The sequence below is a fragment of the Streptomyces sp. NPDC002835 genome (genome assembly GCF_053591995.1).
The window spans coordinates 1-22,984 of record NZ_JBSFUW010000003.1; the positions used below are offsets into that span (position 1 = coordinate 1).

Annotated in this window: 22 protein-coding genes, 1 tRNA gene and 2 pseudogenes; 17 read left to right on the plus strand and 8 right to left on the minus strand. The window is 69.0% G+C overall.

Annotated features, from left to right (window positions below):
* Positions 1-308: 308 nt before the first annotated feature.
* Positions 309-527, minus strand: a pseudogene (locus tag ACWD01_RS04195) (tyrosine-type recombinase/integrase); the annotation flags it as partial.
* 27 nt (positions 528-554) lie between these two features.
* On the opposite strand from ACWD01_RS04195, the gene ACWD01_RS04200 reads away from it, so the two are divergent.
* From ACWD01_RS04200 to ACWD01_RS04215, 4 genes are all read left to right on the plus strand, one after another.
* Positions 555-749 (plus strand): hypothetical protein, encoded by a 195-nt coding sequence (locus ACWD01_RS04200; RefSeq protein WP_451157899.1) that lies wholly within the window; start codon positions 555-557, stop codon positions 747-749.
* An 87-nt stretch (positions 750-836) separates the two neighbouring features.
* Positions 837-1,244 (plus strand): hypothetical protein, encoded by a 408-nt coding sequence (locus tag ACWD01_RS04205; protein ID WP_451157901.1) that lies wholly within the window; start codon positions 837-839, stop codon positions 1,242-1,244.
* 353 nt (positions 1,245-1,597) lie between these two features.
* Positions 1,598-2,359, plus strand: a complete 762-nt coding sequence (locus ACWD01_RS04210; RefSeq protein WP_451157903.1) for an SMODS-associated NUDIX domain-containing protein — start codon at positions 1,598-1,600, stop codon at positions 2,357-2,359.
* 130 nt (positions 2,360-2,489) lie between these two features.
* The gene (locus tag ACWD01_RS04215) at positions 2,490-5,420 is read left to right on the plus strand and encodes a phosphotransferase (protein ID WP_451157905.1); all 2,931 of its coding nucleotides are present in this window, start codon (positions 2,490-2,492) and stop codon (positions 5,418-5,420) included.
* 464 nt (positions 5,421-5,884) lie between these two features.
* Here the strand turns inward: ACWD01_RS04215 and ACWD01_RS04220 are convergent, their stop codons facing one another.
* The 5 genes and pseudogenes from ACWD01_RS04220 to ACWD01_RS04240 form a co-directional block, all read right to left on the minus strand.
* Positions 5,885-6,052, minus strand: coding sequence for a hypothetical protein (locus ACWD01_RS04220; protein WP_451157907.1), 168 nt, complete (start codon positions 6,050-6,052; stop codon positions 5,885-5,887).
* Between the two features lie 1,091 nt (positions 6,053-7,143).
* Positions 7,144-8,256 carry an HTTM domain-containing protein gene (locus tag ACWD01_RS04225; RefSeq protein ID WP_451158356.1) on the minus strand — a complete coding sequence of 371 codons (1,113 nt, stop codon included), beginning with the start codon at positions 8,254-8,256 and terminating at the stop codon, positions 7,144-7,146.
* Positions 8,257-8,308: 52 nt separating this feature from the next.
* On the minus strand, positions 8,309-8,893 hold the full coding sequence (locus ACWD01_RS04230; RefSeq protein WP_451157909.1) for a DUF5819 family protein: 585 nt from the start codon (positions 8,891-8,893) through the stop codon (positions 8,309-8,311).
* A gap of 367 nt (positions 8,894-9,260) precedes the next feature.
* On the minus strand, positions 9,261-10,514 hold the full coding sequence (locus ACWD01_RS04235; protein WP_451157911.1) for an ice-binding family protein: 1,254 nt from the start codon (positions 10,512-10,514) through the stop codon (positions 9,261-9,263).
* Positions 10,515-11,023: 509 nt separating this feature from the next.
* Positions 11,024-11,302 (minus strand): annotated as a pseudogene (locus tag ACWD01_RS04240) (transposase); the annotation flags it as partial.
* A gap of 376 nt (positions 11,303-11,678) precedes the next feature.
* Between ACWD01_RS04240 and ACWD01_RS04245 the strand changes: the two are divergent.
* The 7 genes from ACWD01_RS04245 (at position 11,679) to ACWD01_RS04275 (ending at position 19,009) form a co-directional block, all read left to right on the plus strand.
* Positions 11,679-13,403, plus strand: a complete 1,725-nt coding sequence (locus ACWD01_RS04245; protein WP_451157913.1) for a lysyl oxidase family protein — start codon at positions 11,679-11,681, stop codon at positions 13,401-13,403.
* 193 nt (positions 13,404-13,596) lie between these two features.
* Positions 13,597-14,013 carry a YciI family protein gene (locus tag ACWD01_RS04250; protein WP_451157915.1) on the plus strand — a complete coding sequence of 139 codons (417 nt, stop codon included), beginning with the start codon at positions 13,597-13,599 and terminating at the stop codon, positions 14,011-14,013.
* Positions 14,007-15,239: an RNA polymerase sigma factor gene (locus tag ACWD01_RS04255; RefSeq protein ID WP_451157917.1), complete on the plus strand. Its 1,233-nt coding sequence runs from the start codon at positions 14,007-14,009 to the stop codon at positions 15,237-15,239. The genes ACWD01_RS04250 and ACWD01_RS04255 overlap by 7 nt, the downstream gene beginning before the upstream one ends.
* A gap of 78 nt (positions 15,240-15,317) precedes the next feature.
* Entirely contained in the window at positions 15,318-15,986 is a 669-nt protein-coding gene (locus tag ACWD01_RS04260) for an HhH-GPD-type base excision DNA repair protein (RefSeq protein ID WP_451157919.1), read from the plus strand.
* A gap of 165 nt (positions 15,987-16,151) precedes the next feature.
* Positions 16,152-17,684: a M28 family metallopeptidase gene (locus tag ACWD01_RS04265; RefSeq protein WP_451158358.1), complete on the plus strand. Its 1,533-nt coding sequence runs from the start codon at positions 16,152-16,154 to the stop codon at positions 17,682-17,684.
* Positions 17,685-17,933: 249 nt separating this feature from the next.
* Positions 17,934-18,230 (plus strand): type II toxin-antitoxin system VapB family antitoxin, encoded by a 297-nt coding sequence (locus ACWD01_RS04270; protein ID WP_003955420.1) that lies wholly within the window; start codon positions 17,934-17,936, stop codon positions 18,228-18,230.
* A 155-nt stretch (positions 18,231-18,385) separates the two neighbouring features.
* Positions 18,386-19,009, plus strand: coding sequence for a LytR C-terminal domain-containing protein (locus ACWD01_RS04275; protein ID WP_451157921.1), 624 nt, complete (start codon positions 18,386-18,388; stop codon positions 19,007-19,009).
* Positions 19,010-19,106: 97 nt separating this feature from the next.
* Here ACWD01_RS04275 and upp read toward each other — a convergent pair whose 3' ends face one another.
* Positions 19,107-19,742 (minus strand): uracil phosphoribosyltransferase, encoded by a 636-nt coding sequence (gene upp, locus ACWD01_RS04280; protein WP_356899555.1) that lies wholly within the window; start codon positions 19,740-19,742, stop codon positions 19,107-19,109.
* A 116-nt stretch (positions 19,743-19,858) separates the two neighbouring features.
* Here upp and ACWD01_RS04285 point away from each other — a divergent pair, with 116 nt between their 5' ends.
* From ACWD01_RS04285 to ACWD01_RS04300, 4 genes are all read left to right on the plus strand, one after another.
* Positions 19,859-20,041 (plus strand): hypothetical protein, encoded by a 183-nt coding sequence (locus ACWD01_RS04285; protein ID WP_451157924.1) that lies wholly within the window; start codon positions 19,859-19,861, stop codon positions 20,039-20,041.
* Between the two features lie 149 nt (positions 20,042-20,190).
* Positions 20,191-20,727 carry a tRNA adenosine deaminase-associated protein gene (locus tag ACWD01_RS04290; protein ID WP_451157926.1) on the plus strand — a complete coding sequence of 179 codons (537 nt, stop codon included), beginning with the start codon at positions 20,191-20,193 and terminating at the stop codon, positions 20,725-20,727.
* 89 nt (positions 20,728-20,816) lie between these two features.
* Positions 20,817-21,263 (plus strand): tRNA adenosine(34) deaminase TadA, encoded by a 447-nt coding sequence (gene tadA, locus ACWD01_RS04295; RefSeq protein ID WP_451158360.1) that lies wholly within the window; start codon positions 20,817-20,819, stop codon positions 21,261-21,263.
* 95 nt (positions 21,264-21,358) lie between these two features.
* Positions 21,359-21,443 (plus strand) — tRNA-Ser (locus tag ACWD01_RS04300).
* 64 nt (positions 21,444-21,507) lie between these two features.
* On the opposite strand, the gene ACWD01_RS04305 is transcribed toward ACWD01_RS04300, so the two are convergent.
* Positions 21,508-22,044 (minus strand): hypothetical protein, encoded by a 537-nt coding sequence (locus ACWD01_RS04305; protein ID WP_451157928.1) that lies wholly within the window; start codon positions 22,042-22,044, stop codon positions 21,508-21,510.
* Between the two features lie 300 nt (positions 22,045-22,344).
* Between ACWD01_RS04305 and ACWD01_RS04310 the strand changes: the two genes are divergently transcribed.
* Entirely contained in the window at positions 22,345-22,509 is a 165-nt protein-coding gene (locus ACWD01_RS04310; RefSeq protein ID WP_189887205.1) for a hypothetical protein, read from the plus strand.
* A gap of 28 nt (positions 22,510-22,537) precedes the next feature.
* On the plus strand, positions 22,538-22,831 hold the full coding sequence (locus tag ACWD01_RS04315; RefSeq protein ID WP_451157930.1) for a Dabb family protein: 294 nt from the start codon (positions 22,538-22,540) through the stop codon (positions 22,829-22,831).
* Positions 22,832-22,984: the final 153 nt, after the last annotated feature.

Genomic DNA, 22,984 nt, shown 5'->3' on the forward strand with positions numbered 1-22,984 from the left:
GGCCGGCTGACCCCCATCGAATTCGAGACCCTCATGACCACACCGGCCCTCCAGGCCGCGTGACCGAACCTGTCACCCGAACCTGCATCAGACCCCAAGAAAAGAGTGTCGTGGGTGGCCTGAAGGCTGAGGTCCTCTTCGTCCGGCTCAGGAAGACGAACCAGAACGAAGCTCCGATGGCGAAGGTCGCGTACCACTCCGCGAGGCTTCCCCGAAGGATGCTGGCCTGCGTCGCCGGATCTCTGCCCAGTCCTCCACGAGGATCACCTTCCCTCCTGACCTTGATCACCAAGGAGAGTCAGACGAAGGCAGCCGTGCTGGTAGCGGGGCCGCAGCCGGCCGCGCCGTACGCGGATGACTCCGAGCTCGAAGTCGACGTCATCCCATTGCATGCCGAGAACCTCGCCCTGCCGCAGGCCGAGGGCGAGCGCGATGACCCAGCGCGCGGTGTTGCGATGCTTGCCCGCTTCGGCGAGAAGGCGATGGATCTCCTCGACGGTGTACGGCTCGACCTCTACTTCCTCCAGGCACCGCTGTCGTATCTGATCCACGACATGGCGCGCAGCCACGGGCGGGTGCGCGTCGCCGCGGCAGCTTGCGTGATTTACGGTCAAGAGCCCGCTGCCCTCGCTGAGTTGACCGCTCACCGGAAGCTAGGCGAGCTCGGCCTCCGACAACTTGTTCCGACCATGCTGGTGAGCCGCACCCCACTCGACGAAACCCTCGCCGCACTGCGGTCGGCGGGTTAGGCCCCTGTCGCCGAGACCGCCGACGGGACCGTACGCATCGAGCAGAGCCTCCGCAGCCGTGCCGCAGTCCCTGTCCCGTCCCCGCGCATGCCTGGTGGCACAGCCCGCCGCCGGAGCAAGGTCGCCCACCCGGCCGAGGCTCCGGCAACGGCTGACCTGAGCTCCCTGGCGAGCGAGCTTCAGTCAGCCCCGCTCACCACCCCGGAACCCGACCCGCACCAAGGGATCCCCTTCGACAGCGACACCGAGGAAATCATCGCCGGGTGCGCGAGTCGGCTGACCCTCACCGACGTACGCCGGCTGGCCCACGCCGTCGATCAAGGCCAAGCCGTCACCGTCGAATACCTCGCCGCCTCGGGCAACCGCACCGTACGCACCCTCAGCGGCCTGGAACTCGACCCACAACCTCTGGCGGAACCGGCTGTTCCGGGCCGGGCAGCCGGACGAGGCCGCCGGGCTCCGCAGCGTGGCAGACGCACGGGCTGTGAGTGGTGACGATGAACTGGACCGCAGGAAAGTGAGCCTTGGACCACTCGCCGATGCGCTGCTGCCAGGAGACGTGTCGGTGCGCGTCCACGTCGTCGATAAGGACGACTCCCGGGTACGGCAGGTAATACGGTCGGCCAAAAGCAGGGGAACCATCGTTGTCAACCTCCTGGCCACCGCAGGCCCTCAAGCCGGTCTGGGAACACAGGGAACCTCCAGAATCTTGGAGGCGAGGTGGAGTATGCGTATCTGACCGTCCCAGCGGGGAGAGGACACGGACCAGTCGCAGTCGGGGCGTTCACTCACTGAGCGGTGCAGGGCGTCGGTACATTGGCACGCAAACACCAGGCGGAGGGGGCCCAGTGGTCGAGAAGATCGTCGGCGGGCTCATTCTTGCCCTGCTCACCTATGCGGGCCGTACCCTCTGGCAGAACCGGCGGCACCTGAAACTGCTGATGGTCCTTCTCACACCGAGGCGCCGGACACGGGTGTCGGTGGCCGTGCTGTTGCGGGTACAGGAGGAGGACCGGTTCGTACTGTTCACCACGCCTGCCCGCCCCGGCGCCTTCGGCCCGCCGGGCGGAGTGGTGAAATACCGTGAAACGGCCCGTTCCGCCCTGGAGCGGCTGGGCTTCGAACCCGAACAGCGCGGACGCGCCGTGATGCGGCTCGATCTGCGAGGCTTCGTTGCCGGCAGCCGGGTCCTCGCGTTCGCGCGCTGGCTGCACTGCGGGGACGGCCGGGAGCCGGCAACCGAGTGCCTGCGGCGGGAACTCGTCGAGGAACTGGGCGAGGTCGGGCACGAGGAGCTGGCGGACCTCGCCAGGGCCGTGGCGTTCCAGCCCGTCAGGCGGGTCATCGACGGCCCCATGAAGGTGGCGGGAGAGGCGTACCGACAGCTTCGGTTCTTGGAGGTGTACGACCTCCTGACCGACCGGCCCGAGGCCGAGGAACTGCGTTCTGCACTGATCGCCCTCGCGAACGAGCAAACGGAAGCGGGGGTCATCTGCGCCACCCGCAGGGAGATAGCGCTCGGCCGGGCCGGAGCCCATGTGGTGCTGCCGCAGTCCGCCTTTCTGGTCGGCGACCGGCGCTACCGCGAGGATCTCCACCCCGCGAGCTGACCCTCCGAGGCTCTTTGTCCAAACCGATGGCGGCGGCTTCGCGGCTCTGCTGGGATATGGCGACCAGCTCGCGTGTGGCGTCAACAAGCTGTGCGTGCCAGGCACTTGAGGGGGACCAGTGACCGGCGGTGTGACCACGGAAATTCTCCAGCACTCGGCGGACATACTGGAGAGGGCGCTGGACGACGCGCTCCAGGCGGTGCCGTCACGGGAGTTCCGCCTGCGCAAGGCGCGCGAGGGTCTGCTCAGGACGCGAGAGCAACTAGCGAGCGGATACCCGCACGTTCCCGGGTATCGCGTCGCGAACGGCGCGTCGACCGTGGCCGAGTACTACATGCAAACGGATGTCGCACGGGCGCGCGAGTTACTGGAACTCGCCGTCCTCCTCCTGGAGTCCGAGCGGAACGACGACGGCAGGTACACGCCGACGATCGAGCACTGCCGGGAGCGACTGGAACAGCTCGGTCCGGTGCCCGCCCCGGCGGTGGGTACAGGACCCGCGCCGGGCCCCGGGGCGGGTTCCGGTCCGGCCTCCGCCGGCCGGCTGCCGCAGCAGTCCCCGGCCGCGGGCCCCGGAGGCGGCCCCGCCGTGGCGGTCTCCGCTGCCACGGCAACGGTCGCCCCGGCCCCGGCACCCGAGGGTCGTGCTGCCACCGCGGCGACGGACGCCGGGGCCGGCGTCGCGGTCTCGGTGGCCGCCGGGGCCGAGACGGCCACCGTCGGCATCGCGGCCTCCCGGCTACCCGCGCAGATGAGCCCGACCCGGGACTGGGACACGCTCCTCGGCGACTGGCGGTACGGCGAGCCCGACGAGGACACGGTCCGGCAGCTGGTGGCGGGGCTGGGAGCGCGCATCACCGAACTGTTCGGCAGGCACGCCGCCGTCCCCTCCGAGTCGCTCCTCCCGGTCCTCGACGAGGACCTGCAGGAGCTGCCCGGCCTCCTCGCCTTCGTCTCCGTGCCCGGCGACGACGCCCAGGCACTGCACCAGCGGGCCAAGGACGCACGCAGCACCTGCCGTTCGGAGATGCTGTCGTACGCCAAGGGCGACACGGTGGTCGATGTCCGGGCGCTGCGTCGGCACTGGCTGGCCAGCGCGCTCTGGAACTACGCCGTGGAAGGCCACTGGCACTCCAGCGGCTACCAGACCCTCGCCGACATCCTCGGCTATCTCCAGCTCATCCAGATCTCCTACCGGTACCACGAGGCCAAGCGCGAACAGCTGCTGGACGTCACCGAGACGGCGGTGCTGCTGGCACTCGGCGAGCTGCGCGACCCCGAGCTGAACCGCGTGCCGTACGTCTACGGCTGGCTGCGGCACGCCATCGGCATCCATCTCCTCGTGGGCGGCCCCGACCCGACCGCCCCCAAGGAACTGCGCTTCAACGAGCTGATCCAGGACCCCAGATTCGCCGACCGGCACATCTACGCCGAGTTCTGGGCGGCCCGTGTCCTCAACCGCTGGACCGAGGAGAACCGGCACCGCAGCAGCGTCGCACTCACCCTGCTCAAGCTGTCCGGCTGGAAGGCCGACCGGCTGGATCGCCTGCTCGACCTGCTGTACTCCTCCACGGGCTACTACGGCGACACCGGGACCCCGGAGGAGCGGCAGGAGGCGCTCGCCTTCTGGCGCAAGGCGGGCCGGGACATGCTGGCCACCATCCGGATGGTGCGGGTCGCCAGGAACCCCTGGGAGTCCGGTGCCGCCGCAACCGCCGACCTGCTGTCCATGGGCGACCAGGACGCGTCCGTACAGGTCTCGAACCGACTGCTCCAGGGCATCGCCGCCGAGCTGGCCCCGGGACCGCAGGGCACCATGGTCCAGGGCGCGCTGTTCGCCGGACGGCCCGTGCCGACCTTCCTCGCCCTCGACAGCTTCGGCCCGGTCGGTGTGCTGAAGATCGACGAAGTGGCCAAGGTGCGCAGGGAGAAGGAGAACTTCGACCGGTTCGCGGAGGCGTATCTGCGGCCGGTGTACCGGGCGAGCAAGTGTGTCGTGGGCAGCACCACCATCGCCAACAGCAGCAACGGCGATCTCTACCAGGGCATCTTCACCTCCTACGTCTTCCGGCACCGCGACGAACCGAAGACACTGCGGGACTGGGTGCGCACCGCGAACCCGGACGAACTCCAGCCGGTCATCGAGGAAGTCTTCATGGACGCGCTCGGCCCGTGGCTGAGCCAGGCCCAGCGGACCATCGGCGACCTGCGGGGGGAGTATCCGGCCCTACGTCCGGTCGCTTTCGAGCTGACCAGCTACGCGCCCGGCAAGAACGCGGAGTCCGAGTTGGAACACTTCCGGCTGCCCGAGGTCGCCGACATCTTCGGCATCGACGGCGGACTGCCCTGGCGGCACCGCAGGCTAGGGCATCTGCTGGAGAACTCCGCGCTCGGCTCCAGCCCATTCGCCGCCGACCCCGGCTACAAGTCCGTCACGAACCCGCTGTGGCTCGTCGCCCACATGGCGGAGATCGGCGAGCGGGACGCCGAGACGGACGCCCTCTTCGAACGACTCCTGTACGACCGGCAGTACGGCGTCACGACTGCCTCCTACCTGACCTGTGTCTGCCACGGCGACCTGCACGCCGAGAACGTCCTGGCCAGCGGACCGGACGGCCGACGTCCCGATCTCTACGTCATCGATTTCGAGACCACTCACCAGGGGCACATCTGCAAGGACTTCGCCCGCCTCGAATCCGCTCTGTGGTCACGGACGTTCTCCTGGAGCCATGAGCAACTCCTCCAGGTGCGCTCCTGGTTCGTCGGCTCGCTGCGCGGCACGGCCATGTGGGAGCCGGACATCCCGGGGGACGTGGACCCGGACGTGCGGCGGGTGCTGCTGTGCGTCGCAAAGCTGCGCACCATCCTCAAGGGCTGCGAGCAGAAGAACTGGCCGTTCGGCGAGGCCGAGTACCAGTGGGCCCTGCTGGCGTCCCTGCTGCCGTTCGCCCGCTACCGCGACCATGAGGACCAGGTGAACCGGCACCTGCCCTTCCTGCTGGCGGCGGATGTCGCCGATGTGCTGGTGGAGCATGCCGAAGGCGCGGCCTCCGGCAGCTAGCCCCAGACGCCTTGAGGCAGCGCGAAGGTGCCGGGGTTGCAGTTTGGGGTGCATTCGTGGTCGTCCGGGAGTGTTCATCTGAACGATCCACTACCACTGCGCCGCAGGTCAGAACGACCGCGAACCCGTCCGACCCCAGACGAACCGTTGGAAAGCGTCGGGGGCAACCCCTCACGAGTTCGAATCTCGTATCCTCTGCAGCCGCCTGAGGATCGAGGATGCCGATGGCCTGTCGGTACGAGTCCCGGGCGTATACGGCCACGATCCCGCTTCCCGGAAACAGGCCGAACCCCTCGACGGTGACCTCCACGCCGAGGACCAGCGTGACGAACGGAATCGCCAGATGCTCCTCGAGCATCGCATGGAAGCTGAGGTCTGTTCGTACTCGTCGTACGCGTCCACAGTGGCCTCTTCCACCAGTGCGTCCAGCCGTGCCTTGCTCCAGTCTTCCGCGCCCACGGCGTTCACTCCCCGGAGCGGAGAAGTTCGAGGATACGGTCGCCCACGACCGTGACCGTCGGCATCGGATCGGCGTGAAAGAAGCCCTTCTTCCGGGTGCGGAGAAGCGCATCGCCGTCCCGTTCCCAGCGGAAACCGGGCTTGCGCAGCAGCGCACGGAAGATCTGATCCACGCCTTCCGGGTGCCGTTCCACGAGCCGACGGATGACCGCCGGGGACACCGTGTCGTCCCCGAGGTATCCACGCAGCAGGGCGAGCCGCTCGCGGTCGCGGGACCAGGGACGGGTTGGCGAACAGCTCGTCCAGGCGCCCGAAATCCTCGTAGTAGCCCAGCCCCTCGACCTCGTCGTACAGCACCGCGACGCTGTCCGCCATGAGCAGTTCTTCGGGGAACTGGCTCAGCTCCTCGGGACCAGGCGACGAGGCCCCGGGAATTCCCGCGACCGACGCTCCCGCACCGCCTGCCGGAGGGACCTTCTCCAACCGTCGGCGATGGTATTCGCGCAGGCTCTCCTGCGCCTCTACGGGCGGCAGCACCACAAGGTCGGAGCCGAAGAAGTCGACGAAGTCCGCACGGGCCTCCGCCTGCATCTCCCAGGAGCGCCTCAGCTTGTCAGCGTTACGGCGCATCAACCCCGGGGACGCGGTCAGCGCCTGGAGCGCAGCCTGAGCAAGCTCCGGCGCGGACTCCGCGGGGTAGGCAGTGAAGGTGCCGCTGACCAGCCACGCGTCGATGTCCGGATGGACCGGCACGATGCGGCCGACGAGAAACATGCCCGCATCTCACGATTTGTTGTCGGTGATTCGCTCCCACCCTAGGGACTCACCAAGAGGGCGCGAGCCCGGTTTTCCGTAGCCTGCAACAAGCCGGGGCTGCCCTTTGCTGGGGCGGGATGCCTTCCCACCCCTGGACGAGGAGACTCTGGCAGTCTCGGCGCCGTGCCTGCGTGGCGGCGACCCGGCCGGTACGAACCTGCGAAACGGAAGCCTCCAGCACCTCAGCCGCCCTCTGGTCCGTCCGAGCGGTGCTCGACACGTCGCTGAGGATCTCGTCCGGGAAGGCGACGGGCCGGACGCCAGCCGCAGACTTCGATGCCTTGTCGAGTTTGCCACCCTGCATCTCCGCTTGCGTCTGCTGGGCCAGGACCACGCACCCGGGGCGCCGGCTCACCGAACCGCAGGGTGGTGAACGCGGCAAAGACGACGAGCAGGCGGTACCGGGGAGCGATTGCGTCAGCCGCTGCGTATCGTTCTCAACGGGTCGTCACCCAACTCCCCGGGGCGGAATTCCGACCGCTGGGCGGTGGAACGTTGCATCGGTCTCAGCCAGGCGGTCCGGCTGCGGTGGTACGAGGGCGGATTCCGGCCCGGGTGAGGCTTCCGCTCCCGCTGCACCTGCGGGCCGGGGGGTGCACCACCGCAGTCGCCCCAGGGACCGATAGAAGCGGTCCGGCAGAAACACGGCGTCCGCGACGATCATCGCGCCAGAGAAGATCGGCAGTCCCATGACCACCGCAATATTCACGTGCATGCCCAGCAGCAGGACCAGGACGGGGTATTTGAGTCTGCCGAACAGGACAAACGGAAAGGCGACCTGCACCAGCACCGTCAGATAGCCGACGACTGCAATCAGCACGTGATGGCCGTCGATCATCTGGGACAACGCAGGCCAGGGCCGGAACAGGTCGATGTTCAGGACGTAGTGGAGGGCGGTGCCATCGCCCCACTTGACGCCCTGCACCTTGTACAGGCCCGCGCATCCGTAGAGGAAGCAGACCTGGGCGGCGATGACGAACATGCCGCAGTTGTGCAGCACAGTGATCAAGATGCTGCGGGCGTCACCGAGCTGGTGCCGGAGACCGCCGCCGAGCCGACCTGCCGTCTTGCCCGCCGACGCCTGGAGCCGGGTCCTTCGCGCGTCGAGGGACCAGCGCCGGCCGCACGCGGTGAAGACGAGGTAGACGGCCATGAGGACCATGAGATTGTCCCCGCCGTCCGCCATGAAGATCGCCCTGGCGTGGAACGACACCACCACGACCGCGAACAGCACGGCCATCGCCCGGGTGCGCCAGCCCAACAAGAACAGCGCACACGTGACGAGAGCCACGGCGTAGCAGACCTCGAAATACACCCGGCTGTCGGACAGGGTGAGGACACTGACCCACCCGCTCTGGTCGAACATCTGCCTGGCAAGCGCGGGCGTCCATGGCGAACCGGGGCCCCAGATCTCGTCGCGGTGTGGAAACTCGCGGAGCAGAAAAACGAGATAGAGCAGCCCGTACCCGATGCGCAGCATCGCCGCCGCGTACAAGGAGACGGGCCGCTCGGTCAGGAGGACGAGGAGCGCATGGACCCGGGCGAGTACGCGCTGCGACATCCGCACGGCCGCCGGCTCGGTGGCGCGTGGGGGCGCTGCGACCGGTGCCCGCTCAGTCCGTTCCATGCGAGGACACCTTCCACCAAGGCAGATACCGGGTTTCAGCACTCGCCGATGCCGCAGCGGCCGGCCGGAAACCGCCCGCTGCGCGGGGCGCGGGGATGGGCTGCGTGATGACCCGCAGTTGGATGGAGTCGAAGGTGCCGCCACGTTGGTCGGCGACACGGTCCGCTGCGATGTTGCGCAGATACTTCTCGATCATCACAGCACGGTGGGAGCGCGGTTGGTTGTCGCCGCCGTGCGTCTTGAGGTAGGAATTCCAAGCCTGGCGCAGCATGTTCTGTGCCGTGTGGCTCGGGAAGACGTTGTGCTTGACGGCGGAATTGTCCCTGGCGGTCAGATCGATCCAGTCGCTCACCCGTGTGGTGCCGTCCGGCGCCGTCCGTTTGGTCCTCGCAGAAATCTGCCGGTTGACCGACTGCGGATTCGGGGCGAAGAGCCGCCAGTTCTGCTCGAACACGGGCCGGACCCAGGCGTCGATCTGCCGGCTGTACGCCTTCGAGACGGCATTCGGAGGCGCCACGTGCAGAAACACCAGGAGCACATGGGCCAGAGCCACTGCAAGGCAGAGGGCCACCGCGGCTCCCGTTCCCGCGGTCAGCAGGCGGGGTGGCCCTGAAGTATCACGAGTCATACGCGGTTCCCCGCCACCGTCCTGTGCTGTCGGTTCAGCGTCGATCCGCCGCGATTCCTTCGCATTCGTCGACTCAACGCCGCCCAGCACGGCCCCACCCGGCCCTTCCCATCCCGACTGCTCGCACCTGCTTCTCCTGCTTCTCCTGCTTCTCCTGCTCCCGCGGGCGGCGCGCGACGGAATTGACAACGATCCGACGCGCGCCGTCCGTCCCGCTCACGTGCAGGTCGACTACCCGTGCGCGCACTCCGCCGAGAGAGGACTCACGCGCGAACCAATGGTCGCGCCGATCAGCGGGGGAATAACTCGCTCAGCGTTGAACGTGCATTTGTGCACCCTGCGCCGGGCTTCTCGCCTTATCGCTGTCGTGGTAGCCGCCGTGGTGGTAACCGCCGTGGTGGTAACCGCCGTGGTGGTAACCGCCGTGGTCATAGCCGCCGTGGTCATAGCCGCCGTGGTAGTAGCCGCCGTGGTCATAGCCGCCGTGGTGGTAACCGCCGTGGTCACCGGTCGCTGCATCACCCGTTGCTGCATCACCGGTCGCTGCATCACCCGTTGCCGCATCACCGGTCGCCGCATCACCCGTTGCTGCATCACCCGTTGCAGCATCACCGGTCGCCGCATCACCCGTTGCCGCATCACCGGTCGCCGCATCACCCGTTGCCGCATCACCCGTTGCCGCATCACCCGTCGCAGCATCACCCGTCGCTGCATCACCGGTCGCAGCGTCACCGGTCGCAGCGTCACCCGTTGCTGCATCACCGGTTGCAGCATCACCCGTCGTCGTGGTGGTCGCAGCATCACCGGTGGTTGTTGTGGTGGTGGTGCCCGCACACTCCGGCCTGGTGATCCGGTTGGTGTCCAGCGTCACAGCCTCAACCTCGGCCAGCGCGCGGCCGTCGATGGTCGCTTCCGTAGTTACGGTGATCGCTGCCTTGGCCATGATCGTGCCCACGAAAGTGGTGCCGGTGCCGAGGGTGGCCGAGCTGCCGATCTGCCAGAACACATTGCACGGCGATGCGCCGTTGATGAGGGACACACTGCTGTTGCTCGCAGTCGTCAACGTCGAACCGACCTGGAACACCCACACCGCGTTCGGGTCGCCCTGGGCATCCAGAGTGAGGGTGCCGGTGAGCCCGAGACTGGAAGAGGCGGTGTAGACGCCCGGAACCAGCGTCAAGCCACCGGCATCCGGGGGAAGTGCGCCGTTCGATGCCTGTCCGGCGGCGTCGTTGTACGCCGCGACCAGGTCGGTCTTGGCTTGTTCAGCCACAGTGTCCCCGGAGTGCATAGTCCCGATGACCGTACCGGGCGGGAATCCAGAGATGGACGTCCCCGGATGCACTCCGACATCTCCAGTGACCACTGAGGGCCCGGTATTGGTGACCTCCGCGCCGGCCAGTACCGCGAAGCTGTCGGCGGTACCCAGATTTACAGGTGTTGCTGCATTCGCCTGTGTAGGCGTCACTGCGACTACGGCAAAGGCGACCAGCAGGGTGAGTACCCCCGCGATCCAAGCCGTCATTGTGCGCCGATGCGGCGCATCGGGAATATTCAGTGTCATCGAGGAGCCAACTCCTGTGGGGGTGGTGACGTCCGACGTTCCCCGTCGAACGGAATCGCCTCGCCTGTCGGCGGCATATTAAGCAGATACCCAACCCTCGTTGCGATTCATGTGGGGGATGTCGCCGGAACCGACCGGTATGCATCAAGAATGTATGACCAATAGTGAGCTGCCTGGCCGTCACTCATTCGTGCGGCGGGCGATCCATCGTTGATGCAGTCAATCCCTCCAGATAGGCAGATCATCGACCTACTCCCCGTCAGCGGAATCACGCTCAATATAATGTTGAACCGTACGGGTTCGTCATGGACACGAACTGTTCGAACTCCGACAGTTCCATCACAGCCGCAGGTTCCAAGAGTTACGCCGTTCGCTCGATGGCCAGGTGGCAGCCAGGCGCCATGACATTCACGACTGACATCAACGTGGCCGGACAGCAGCGGATGGAGGAGGCCCTTCTACGGATCGGAGGGGCCCCTGCGTCCGTCCTCCCGACGCGCTCTGCAGTGCCCCGCCGCCCGCAGCCGGTCCAGCAGCACCCGCTGAAGCTCCTCCCACACCCCGGCCCCTGCCACTCGGCCAGCCGACGCCAGCAGGTAGGTCCCGAGCCGAAGCCCAACTCCCGCGGCAGGTACTCCCACTGAATGCCGGTGTACAGAACGAACAGCACACCCTGCAGCGTCCCGCTTGCGCCCGGGATACCGGAAGCGCCGCTCATGCTTTGGCAACAGCGGCTCGATCACCGCCCACAACTCGTCACTGACCTCCCACGGCTTCCGCCGTGTCATGGCCACCCCACACAGCACGGATCACGTACACCTCCGCCGTGCCACAACAACACCTTTCTGCAAGGACCCCTGAGGGCGGACTCCGACCCGACGAAGGCCGACGCGGATCCTGCCCAGCGGCTCGTGGGGTGTAGCACATGCGGGGGTGCCGGTGGGCGGGATCGGGGGCAGGACGGCCGGATCCGGAGAAGAAGGGCTGTTTCAGGACAATCCTGCGTCCCTCGGAAGGCGCCGGACAACCCACGGCGCCGTTCGATACCTCTCACAGGCGGGAGACAGTTTCGCTACGGGGGGCCGCCTCGTTCGGACCACGGCGGCCGGTTGGCGCGGGCTGTTGATCCACCGTCCCATCAGGCACTTTGGACAACGAGGATTCATGACCAGATCCCACCATGCCCGCCTGTGGCGTTCCGCGTTCGCCGCGGGAGCCGCGATCGCCGTCACCGCCGGCGTCGTCGCCGCCGCTCCCGACGCCGAGAAGGCGCAGACCAAGCAGACCAAGCCGAAGCTCAGTCTGATCGCCGCCTCCACGTCGGTGACTCTCGACTCGTGGAAGGAGGAGCCCGGCGTCTACCTGGACCTCGGGACCTACCTCACCGCGGAGAACGGACCGCTCGAACTCAGGGTGACCCGTAAGTCCTACAAGGACCCGGTCGTCGCCACCCGGATCATCCGCCAGGGCAAGACCGTCCGCACGAAGACCCTGCCGGCCGGGCTGGTGAAGGACTTCTCCGGGCTGCCCGGCTTCATGAGGGTCACGATCACCGACTCGGCCGGCAGGACCGTGCTGACCAAGGACGAGTCGTTCTGCCCGAACAACGCCTCCGGCCGGGTACGCCCCGACGCCCCGGCCAAGTCGAAGTATCCGGAGAGCTGTCCGGTGAACCCCTTCACGCTCGGCTCGGTGTGGGGTGTCGAGAACGGCTGGGCGGCCAACACGTACTCGGGCCACTACTCCGACCCCGTCGCGCTCAAGGCCGGCAAGTACACCGCCAAGGTGTCCGTGGCCAAGCGCTACCGCGACCTGCTCGGCATCGCGGACAAGCCGCAGACGATCAAGGTGACCGTACGCGAGCGCAGCTGGGAGGAGGGCAGCGCGCGGGCGTCAGTCGCCGGCGGTCATGACGGGCACGCGACCGGCCACGCAGCGCCCAACGGTCACAGCGGTCACGCCGCGATGCGTCCCGCCGCGCCCGCCGCACCCACCAGCGGTGCGGGCCCGGCGTACAACGTGGGCCACGGCCCCCACCCGTCCGCCCCGCCCGCCGTGTCGTGGGCGGTGAAGAAGGCCGGCCTGCGGGCCGCCGCGCAGGCGGCGGACGGGCCCGGGCAGACCGACGGTTCCCGGCAGGCGCCGGCCCAGGCGCCCAACGCGAAGCGGCCCACGGGCAAGGCGTCCGTGCCGAACGTGCCGAAGCCCGACCTCCGCTCGCTGCCCGCCTACGGCATCCAGATCAGCGACGGCGGTGACGACGTCCCCGGCAAGGACTATCTGGCCTTCAGCGCCAACGTGTGGAACGCCGGCCCCGCGCAGCTCGTGGTGGACGGCTTCCGCTCCCCCGGCAAGAAGCTGATGGACGCCTATCAGTACTTCTACGACGCGAAGGGCAAGCAGGTCGGCTACGCGCCGACCGGCACCATGGAGTGGGACCCGCGCCCGGGACACGAGCACTGGCACTTCACCGACTTCGCCAGCTACCGCCTCCTGAAGGCCGACCGGAAGGTGGCGGTGCGCAGCGGCAAGGAGGCCTTCTGCCTGGCCAACACGGACGCCGTCGACTACACGGTGAAGAACGCCAACTGGCACCCGGACAACACCGATCTGTCCACCGCGTGCGGCCAGGAGAACTCGATCTCCGTCCGCGAGGTGCTGGACGTGGGCTCCGGCGACACGTACACCCAGGACCTGCCCGGGCAGTCATTCGACATCACCGGTCTGCCCAACGGCACCTACTACATCCAGGTGCTGGCCAACCCGGAGAAGCGCCTGAAGGAGACCGACCTCACCAACAACAGCGCGCTCCGCAAGGTCGTGCTGGGCGGCACGCCCGGCGCCCGCACCGTGAAGGTGCCGGCCCACCACCTGGTCGACGCCAACTGATCTCCGTATGAGGGACGCCGGCCGCGGGACAGGATCCCGGGGCCGGCGTCGCGCTGCTGCCGGGCCGTCGTCGGCCGTCCCGGCGGAAGCGGAGAAAATTTCCGCCGCGCCGTGTCGAGAATGCCGCACCGTCTCCGACGTCCCCTGTGAGAGTTGCCCACAGGGGGCGACGACCCGGCCAGAGGAGCAGATCATGAAGTACCTGGTGATGGTTCAGGGGACGCAGGCGGACTACGAGGCGATGCGCGGCAACGGCTCCGAGCAGGCCCCGGCCTGGAGCGAGAAGGACATGCAGGCCATGTTCTCGTTCATGCAGGGCGTCAACGACGACCTCGCGGAGTCCGGCGAGCTCGTCGACGCCCAGGGCCTGGCGGAGCCGGGGAAGGCCCGGCACGTCCTCTCCGGCAAGGACGGCCGGCCGGTGATCACGGACGGTCCGTACGGCGAGACCAAGGAGGTGCTCGCCGGCTACTGGGTCCTGGAGTGCGAGAGCCTGGACCGGGTGACGGAGATCGCGTCCCGAGTCACCCAGTGCCCGGTTCCCGAGGGCTCCCAGGAGTACCCGGTGGTCATCCGGCAGATCATGGAGGGCGGCGGCGACGTTTGCTAGCGCCGACCGAGACCGAGTACCTGCTGCGCCTCCACGCGCCGCAGGTACTCGGCGCGCTGGTGCGCCGCTACGGACACTTCGACCTGGCCGAGGACGCGGTCCAGGAGGCCCTGCTGGCGGCGGCGCAGCAGTGGCCGGAGAGCGGTGTGCCGGACAATCCGCGGGGCTGGCTGATCAGGGTCGGCGCCCGCCGGCTGACGGATCTGCTGCGGAGCGAGGAGGCGCGGCACCGTCGTGAGGAGGCGGCGGGACGGCTCGCCCCCCGCGACGCCTTCACCGCGCCGCCGCCCGGTGAGGGACGGGCGCCGTCCGAGGACGACACCCTCACCCTGCTCTTCCTGTGCTGCCACCCCGAGCTGAGCCCGGCGGCCCGGATCGCGCTGACGCTGCGGGCGGTCGGCGGTCTGACCACGGCCGAGATCGCGCGGGCGCACCTGGTGCCGGAAGCGACGATGGCGCAGCGGATCAGCCGGGCGAAGCAGCGGATCAGAGGGGTGCCGTTCCGGCAACCGGGCCCGCGGGACCGCGACGACCGGCTGGCCTCCGTGCTCCAGGTGCTGTACCTGATCTTCAACGAGGGCTATACGGCGACCTCCGGCCGCGAGCTGCACCGCGCCGACCTGGCGGCGGAGGCGATCCGGCTGGCCCGCGCCGTACGCCGGCTGCTGCCCCAGGAGGGCTCGGTGACCGGGCTGCTGGCGCTGATACTGCTCACCGAGGCCCGCAGCGCGGCCCGCACGGGGCCGCACGGCGAGCTGGTCCCGCTCGACGAGCAGGACCGCACGCGCTGGGACCGCGCGGCGATCGCCGAGGGCACGGCCCTGGTGGAGGAGGCGCTGGCGCAGAGGCCGGCGGGCCCGTACCAACTGCAGGCGGCCATCGCGGCGTTGCACGACGAGGCCCCGCGCGCGGACGACACCGACTGGCCGCAGATCCTCGCGCTGTACGACCTCCTCGTGGCTCGTACGCCGGAACCGATGGCCGAGCTCGGCCGGGCCGTCGCGACGGCCATGGTGCACGGCCCGCGCGCCGGTCTCGCCGAAGTGGCCCGTCTGGAGGACAAGCTGTCCGGCCATCACCGGCTCGACGCCGTACGGGCGCATCTGCTGGAGCGGGCGGGCGACCTCGATGCGGCCGAGGCGGCGTACCGCACGGCGGCGTCCCGCACCCTGAGCATCCCCGAGGCGCGCTACCTCCAGGCGAGGGCCGCCCGGCTGCGTGCGTGACCGCGGCCGGCCGCCGCACCCCTGGGCACCTCGGTCCCTTCGCTGGCGTGGCACCTGCCACGGGGTGATCATCGGGGCATGAGAGCCACGATCCACCTCGCCCAGCAACCGGAGGCCGACGAGCTGCTCGGCCGCAGCCCCCTTGCCGCCCTGATCGGGATGCTCCTGGACCAGCAGATCCCCATGGAGTGGGCGTTCACCGGCCCTTACACGCTGGCGCAGCGCCTGGCGGCCGACGACCTCGACGCCGGCGAGATCGCCGCGTACGACCCGGACGCCTTCACGGAACTGCTGACCAGGAAGCCGGCGGTCCACCGCTATCCGGCGTCGATGGCCAAACGGGTGCAGGAGCTGTGCCGGTTCCTCGTCGACGAGTACGACGGCGACGCGAGCGGCGTCTGGTCGGACGCGCGCACCGGGGCGGAGCTGCTGGCGCGGCTGAAGGCGCTGCCGGGCTTCGGCGAGCAGAAGGCGCAGATCTTCCTGGCGCTGCTGGGCAAGCAGTACGGCGTACGGCCCGACGGCTGGCGGGAGGCCGCCGGCGCCTACGGCGAGGAGGACTCCTACCGGTCGGCGGCCGACATCACCGGACCGGAGTCGCTGGCCAGGGTCCGGGCGTACAAGCAGGAGAAGAAGGCCGCCGCGAAGGCGGCCAAGGCCGCCCAGACCGCGCGGACGGTGAAGGCGACGAAGGCGGCGGGCCCGGCGAAGTCCACCAGGGCCGCGAAGCCGCCCAAGAAGCCCTGATGAAGAACGTGTTCATGTGGATGGAGGGCTTCCGTGTGCCAATGAGACGGAATGTGCGATGAGTTACGGCGCAAGTGTTCACAGCGGCCGCATAGATCGCTAACTTCCCTTCAACCCTCGTACATCTCGGGAAGGACCTCTGTGAAGGCAACCCGTCGCAGAGCCGTGGCCACCATGGCCGCAGCCGCACTCGCGACCCCGCTCCTGCTGGCATCCGCCTCCCCGTCCGCCGCGCGTCAGGACCCGGGCGACCGGGCCGCCAAAGACGCGTCGAAGCTGGCACGGAAGCTGGTCCAGAAGTCGTCCGCGGACGACGCATACGAGCACCTTGAGAAGTTCCAGCAGATAGCCGACAGCACGGACGGCCACCGCGCCGCCGGGTCCCTCGGCCACGACGCGTCCGCCGCGTACGTGTACCAGCAGATGAAGAAGTTCGGATACGACGTCTCGTACCAGCGCTTCAGCTTCGTCTACACCGAGACCCTGGCCGAGAAGCTCTCCGTGGTCTCGCCGGCGCCCCGCGACATCGACATCGCGGCCATGACGTACACCAAGTCCACCCCGGTGGGCGGCATCAAGGCCGATGTGGCCGCCGTGCCGGTGGACGACACGACCGGCTGCGAGGCGGACGACTACGCGTCGGACACCTTCACCGGCAAGATCGCGCTGATCAAGCGCGGTGGCTGCACCTTTGCCGCCAAGCAGGCCGCCGCGGCCGACGCCGGCGCGGTCGGCGCGATCGTCTACAACAACACCGAGGGCGCCCTCTCCGGCACCCTGGGCGGCCCGGAGGCCGGGAAGATCCCCACCGGCGGCATCAGCCGGGCGGCGGGCGAGCAGCTCGCCGCGGACGTCGCCCAGGGCCCGGTCAACGTCTCCCTCGAGGTCCGCGAGCTCCAGGAGGAGCGCAGCACCAACAACGTGATCGCGGAGACCCGCCGCGGCAACGCCGCCAACACGGTGATGCTCGGCGCCCACCTCGACTCGGTGGCCGCGGGCCCGGGCATCAACGACAACGGCTCCGGTTCCGCCGGCCTCCTCGAGGTCGCCGAGGAACTGGCCAAGCGGGAGAAGTCGCCCACCAACAAGGTGCGCTTCGCCTGGTGGTCCGCGGAGGAGAACGGCCTGCTCGGCTCCGAGCACTACGTCGCGAACCTCAGCGACCTCGGCAAGAAGGAGGTCAAGCTCTACCTCAACTTCGACATGATCGCGTCGCCGAACTACGGGCTGTTCGTCTACGACGGCGACAACTCGGACGGCGTCGGCGCGGGCGAGGGCCCGGCGGGCTCTGCGCAGCTCGAACGCGACATCAACGAGTACCTCGACAAGCGGGGCACCCCGCACGAGGGCACCGACTTCACCGGCCGCTCCGACTACGGGCCGTTCATCGAGGTCGGCATCCCGTCCGGCGGTACCTTCACCGGCGCCGAGGGCATCAAGACCGAGGCGCAGGCCCAGAAGTTCGGCGGTGAGGCAGGCGTCGCGTACGACGTGAACTACCACGCCGCGGGCGACGACCTCAGCAACATCAACATGGACGCGTTCGCCGTCAACATCGGCATCATCGCCAACGCCGTCGGCACCTACGCGCACGACATCAGCTCGCTGCGCAAGCCCGTCACGACCGTCCCGACGGACGGTGACGCGGGCAGCGGCGGCGGCCTGCACGACGGGCACGACCACGAGGTGACCGAGTAACACCCCCACTCGGGTCACGCCGTTACATCGCGGCGCGCCGCGGGCACCACGCCCGCGGCGCGCCGTTCCCGTTCCCGGCGCCCACGCAGGTGTCGCCCTCCGGGTGCCGGGCAGGGCCACTTTCGGGCGAATCGGCCGCGCGGCAGGCGGGCGGCGGAGGACCTGTTCTCCCGGTTTGCAAAGTTTGATCAGGATCGTGCCGCGGTTCCGTGGCTGCGCCATGAGCCTCTTGACCGGTAGGCTTTCCGTGTGATCTTCAAGCGCATCGGTAACGGGCGGCCGTATCCCGACCACGGCCGGGAAAGCACCCGGCAGTGGGCGGATGTCGCGCCGCGCCCGGTCCGCCTCGATCAGCTCGTGACCACCAAGGGCCAGCTGGATCTCGAGACGCTCCTCGCGGAGGACTCGACGTTCTACGGGGACCTCTTCGCCCACGTCGTGAAGTGGCAGGGCGACCTCTATCTGGAGGACGGCCTGCACCGAGCGGTGCGCGCGGCCCTCCAGCAGCGGCAGGTGCTGCACGCCCGCGTGCTCGAGCTGGGCTGAGCGGGCCCGGGCCGTCAGCAGCAGCGGGCGGCGGCCTCGGCGGGCAGCTCCGGGCGGGCGGCGGCTGATCCTTTCGGGGGCGTTTCGGCACCGTACGGGCGCAATCCGCTGATCGTTTAGTAGGCATAGCCACCCGGCGGCACTACGCTGCGCCCATGAGCATGCTGACTCCACCCGGCATGGGCGGAAAGTACCGCATCACGGGCGACAAGTACCCACGAATGCGACGCCCCCGGAACCGCCTCAGGATCGCATTTGCGGTGGTCGCCGCGGTGACCGCGCTGGGCCTGGCCGGCTGGGGGACGCTGCAGCTCATCGACGCGTTCACCGGGGACGGCGAGCAGACCACCGCGAAGACGCGCAGTGCCGGCTGCGAGCCCGGCCCGTCCCCCTCCGCCGCGCCCCCGCCGCCGCTGCCCCGCCAGATCACGGTGAACGTCTACAACGCGACACCGCGCTCCGGTCTGGCCAAGTCCACGGCCGACGAACTGAAGAAACGTGGCTTCAAGATCGGCAAGGTCGCCAACGCGCCGGCCGCGTACGACAAGAAGGTCCCGGGCACCGCGGTCCTCCTCGGCGCGGCGACCGCCCAGGAAGGCGCCTTCCGGGTGCTGGGCACCCAGGTGCAGGGATTCCAGGCGAAGACCGACACCCGCAAGACGGCGGACGTCGATCTGATCATCGGCACGGCCTTCAAGTCGCTCGACCCGAAGGCGAGCGCGGACGTGGCCCTCACGGCGCTCACCAAGCCGAAGCCGGCCCCCACCGCGAAGTGCTGACGAAGACAACCGCGAGACGACGGAAGGGCCCGGAACACTCCCGGCCCTTCCGTCTGTCGGTCACGGCACGGACGGCCGCGCGAAAGAGCCGCTGCGCCTAGTCGGCGGTCCCGTACATCCGGTCACCCGCGTCGCCCAGGCCCGGGACGATGTACCCGTGCTCGTTCAGGCGCTCGTCCACCGAGGCGGTCACCACGGTCACCGGCGTCCCCGCCAGCTCCCGCTCCATCACCTCGACGCCCTCCGGCGCCGCCAGCAGCACGACGGCGGTCACGTCGTCCGCGCCGCGCCTGATCAGTTCGCGGATCGCCGCCACCAGCGTGCCGCCGGTCGCGAGCATCGGGTCCAGCACATACACCTGGCGGCCGGACAGGTCCTCCGGCATACGGGTCGCGTACGTCGACGCCTCGAGCGTCTCCTCGTTGCGGATCATCCCGAGGAAACCCACCTCGGCGGTCGGCAGCAGCCGGACCATGCCGTCGAGCATGCCCAGACCGGCCCGCAGGATCGGCACCACCAGCGGACGCGGATGGGACAGCTTCACCCCCGTCGTGCCCGTCACCGGCGTCAGGATGTCGACCTGCTCGGTGCGCACGTCCCGGGTGGCCTCGTACGCGAGCAGGGTGACCAGCTCGTCGGCGAGCCGCCGGAAGGTGGGGGAGTCGGTGCGCTTGTCGCGCAGCGTGGTCAGTTTGTGCGCCACCAGCGGGTGGTCGACGACGTGGATCCGCATGCCGTCAACAGTAGCCCGCGCTCGCATCAAGGACGGCTCCGGAGGGAAGGTGGAGGGGTGTCCGCCCAGGCCGCAGGGCCGAGGGCGGTGGGAAGCAGCCGTGGGGTGGTGTGGCGATGCCCGAGTCAGAGCCGGAGCGCGAAGCAAAATCCACGAGCGACGCGGAGCGCCGCAGGCGACGCGCCCAGTTCCTGCGCGAACTGAAAGAGGCGAAAGCGCTGCGCGACCGCGTCCAGCCACGACGGGCCCGGGCCGCCCGGATGCGCCAGCAGATGCGTATGCGGACCTTCCGCTGGTAGCCCGTCCCACGGACACCGGTAAGAACTGATGGCCGACGCAACGACGGAAGACCTCTCGCGACGCGCCTCTTTCTGCCACGATTCCGAGTGGGCGGGGCACACGCAACGCACCGCCGGTCGTCACACCTCTGATCAGTGGGAGAGTCACGGTGTACTTCGCCGCACTGCTCGCGCGCACTCATGACGGGTGGGAAGCGAGCGACACAGAGCTCGACGATGTGGAGACCCTGTCGGATCTGACCGACCTGGCCCGCGAAGCCTCGGTGGACGAGGACACGGTGCTCCTCTACATCGAACAGGAGGACGCCTGGTTCGGCGTCCTGCGGGTCGAGGGCGAGGAGGATCCCCGGATCTTCGTCTCGGACGCGGCCACGGCCGCACGCTCCTCGTATGGGGAGATCCTGACCAACGAACTGCTCGGCGGGGACGACGACGACCCCGCCGACGACCTGGACTCGCTGAACCTCGACGGCACGGAGGACGGAGAACCGGAAGAGGACGAGCAGAGCACGGTCGACGTCCCCGCCCAGGGCGGCGAGACCGTGCCGGCCGGCCCGGTCGGCGACCGCGAGATCCTCGCCGACCTCGGGCTGTCCGAGAAGGAACTGCTGACCCTGGACACCGACGCGCTGATGGAGATCGCGGACGCGCTCGGCGCGGGCGAGGTGCTGGAGACCGTGCGCTAGTGCCCCGGCAGGCAGATGAACAGGGACCGGACCGCACCGCGGGCCCGGCGCCCGGTGGCGACCCCGTACGCGGCCCGTGGGAGGCGACGATGCGCCTCGCCCTCGGCGAGGCGGACCGCGCGGCCCGGGGCGGCGATGTGCCGGTCGGTGCCGTCCTGCTGGCCGCGGATGGCACCCTCCTCGCCGCGGGCCACAACGAGCGTGAGGCGACGGGCGATCCGACGGCTCACGCCGAGGTGCTGGCGATACGCCGGGCGGCCGCCGTCCTCGGCGAGTGGCGGCTGACCGGCTGCACGCTGGTCGTGACGCTGGAACCGTGCACGATGTGCGCCGGCGCCCTCGTGCAGTCACGTGTGGAGCGGGTGGTCTACGGCGCACGGGACGAGAAGGCGGGCGCGGCCGGTTCGCTGTGGGACGTCGTACGGGACCGGCGGCTCAACCACCGGCCGGAGGTCGTCCTCGGGGTGCTGGAAGAGGAGTGCTCGCAGCAGCTGACGGCGTTCTTCCGCGACCGGCCGGGGCCCGCCGCCCCCTGACGTGCCCCGAGCATTCGTGGCACGAGGACGTCCGGGCGGGCCGTTTCGCAGAACCGATTTCGGAGCACGGCCCACCTTGGGCTAAGCTCTCTCCCGGTAGCGTGTCCGAGCGGCCGAAGGAGCTCGCCTCGAAAGCGAGTGTGGCGCAAGTCACCGAGGGTTCAAATCCCTCCGCTACCGCTGACAGATGAAGGGGCGGTCCCAATCGGGACCGCCCCTTCATCGTCTTCTTACTGCGACCTGCTCACATGTCGTGCTGATTCCCCCGCCACTTGGCCAGCGCCTCCTCCTCCGCCCGGTAGGCGGCGGCGACCATGACGGCGGACAGGGCGAAGAAGCAGGTTGCTCCGGCGTCGAACCATCGCGTCCCCGCCTTGAGCGCCGACTCGTACGCGGCGCGGCTCACTGGTCGCCGGTCCCCGTGCTCGTTGAGGTAGTAGCCCGCCCCGGTGTGCTCCGGCTGCCCGCCGGCCGGAGCTCCGCCGATGGCGACGCACAGCACCACGCCGGCGGCGAGAGCCCCTGCCACGGTCTTCAGCCGGCGGGGGGTGTGCCACAGCAGGTCGAGAAACTCCTGACCCCGGGTTCGTACGCCTGCCCGGTAGCACCGCAGCACCGCGCTCCCGAACATCGGGAGAGCCAGCCCGAACAGGGTGAAGGCGGCAGCCTCGGGCACCACAGGCCTTCCCGGCAGCAAGGTCAGGGCCACCGCGATCGCGGCCAGTCCGGCCAGGACCAACGACGCACCCATATGGACCTTGTAGCTGGTCGGCACAGGCATCCCTCTCTCACCGGGTGCGAGCAGCCTGACTCATGGAGCGCCGTATGAGGAGTGCCGGTCGCAGCAGGCATGAGCGTCCGGGGTTGCGAGGTTCCGGCAAGGCGCCGGTCGACCTGCGCGACGGAGGGAGACGGGGCCCGGCTCGGGGACGGATGCGCGGGGCAGGCAGGGCCGGCGGATGGCCGCATGGTGCACGGGCCTTGCCGGGGGCTGCTCCGCGAAGATCCTGTCCGAAATCCGCTCGGCTAGACTCACGCGACGCGTGGGCCGGGGCAGGGACAGCAGGGGAGACAGGGGCCGATGGTGCAAGCCAAGAAGATAGCCGTCTACATCGTCGTCGTCTTCATCCTGTGGACGATCATCAAGTCCCCCGACCGGGCTGCCGAGCTGGTGGGGGTAGGGTTCGAGGGCATTTCGAGCGCCGCGCAGGGCGTCGGAGAGTTCATGACCGAGCTCGTCAACTAGGGCTCGTCAGGCCAAGCAGGGAGCCCCCTTGATCCGCCATCTGGTCCTTTTCAAGCTCAACGAGGGTGTCGAGCGGGACGAGCCGCGCGTCGTCGCCGGAGTCAAGGCCTTCCAGGAGCTCGACGGGGTCGTCCCCGAGCTGGAGTTCTGGGAGTGCGCCTGGAACATCACCGACCGGCCGATCGCCTATGACTTCGCCATCAACTCGGCCGTGGCCGACAAGGACGCGCTGAAGCGCTACCTCGAGCACCCGGCCCATCAGGCCGCCGCCGGACAGTGGCGGGAATTCGCCACGTGGGTGATCGCCGACTACGAGTTCTGAGGCCCGCTCCGCCGGCCCCCCGCCCCCCTGGGGCGGGGGGCTTTTCGGTTTTCCATCCCGCCGTGACGTCAACACGTCGTTATCGGGTGCTTGCACACAGTGGACATGTCTTGTGATGCTATGACCGCTTTTGAAGGATGAGTTGACCGTAAA

Excerpts from the sequence above, each read along its gene's own strand:
- tadA (WP_451158360.1), top strand. The coding sequence starts at position 20,817 with ATGCGCCTCGCCCTCGGCGAGGCGGACCGCGCGGCCCGGGGCGGCGAT.
- ACWD01_RS04235 (WP_451157911.1), bottom strand. The coding sequence starts at position 10,514 with ATGACACTGAATATTCCCGATGCGCCGCATCGGCGCACAATGACGGCT.
- ACWD01_RS04285 (WP_451157924.1), top strand. The coding sequence starts at position 19,859 with ATGCCCGAGTCAGAGCCGGAGCGCGAAGCAAAATCCACGAGCGACGCG.
- ACWD01_RS04250 (WP_451157915.1), top strand. The coding sequence starts at position 13,597 with ATGAAGTACCTGGTGATGGTTCAGGGGACGCAGGCGGACTACGAGGCG.
- ACWD01_RS04200 (WP_451157899.1), top strand. The coding sequence starts at position 555 with ATGGCGCGCAGCCACGGGCGGGTGCGCGTCGCCGCGGCAGCTTGCGTG.
- ACWD01_RS04205 (WP_451157901.1), top strand. The coding sequence starts at position 837 with ATGCCTGGTGGCACAGCCCGCCGCCGGAGCAAGGTCGCCCACCCGGCC.
- ACWD01_RS04225 (WP_451158356.1), bottom strand. The coding sequence starts at position 8,256 with ATGTCGCAGCGCGTACTCGCCCGGGTCCATGCGCTCCTCGTCCTCCTG.
- ACWD01_RS04275 (WP_451157921.1), top strand. The coding sequence starts at position 18,386 with ATGAGCATGCTGACTCCACCCGGCATGGGCGGAAAGTACCGCATCACG.
- ACWD01_RS04310 (WP_189887205.1), top strand. The coding sequence starts at position 22,345 with ATGGTGCAAGCCAAGAAGATAGCCGTCTACATCGTCGTCGTCTTCATC.
- ACWD01_RS04260 (WP_451157919.1), top strand. The coding sequence starts at position 15,318 with ATGAGAGCCACGATCCACCTCGCCCAGCAACCGGAGGCCGACGAGCTG.
- ACWD01_RS04245 (WP_451157913.1), top strand. The coding sequence starts at position 11,679 with ATGACCAGATCCCACCATGCCCGCCTGTGGCGTTCCGCGTTCGCCGCG.
- ACWD01_RS04305 (WP_451157928.1), bottom strand. The coding sequence starts at position 22,044 with ATGCCTGTGCCGACCAGCTACAAGGTCCATATGGGTGCGTCGTTGGTC.
- upp (WP_356899555.1), bottom strand. The coding sequence starts at position 19,742 with ATGCGGATCCACGTCGTCGACCACCCGCTGGTGGCGCACAAACTGACC.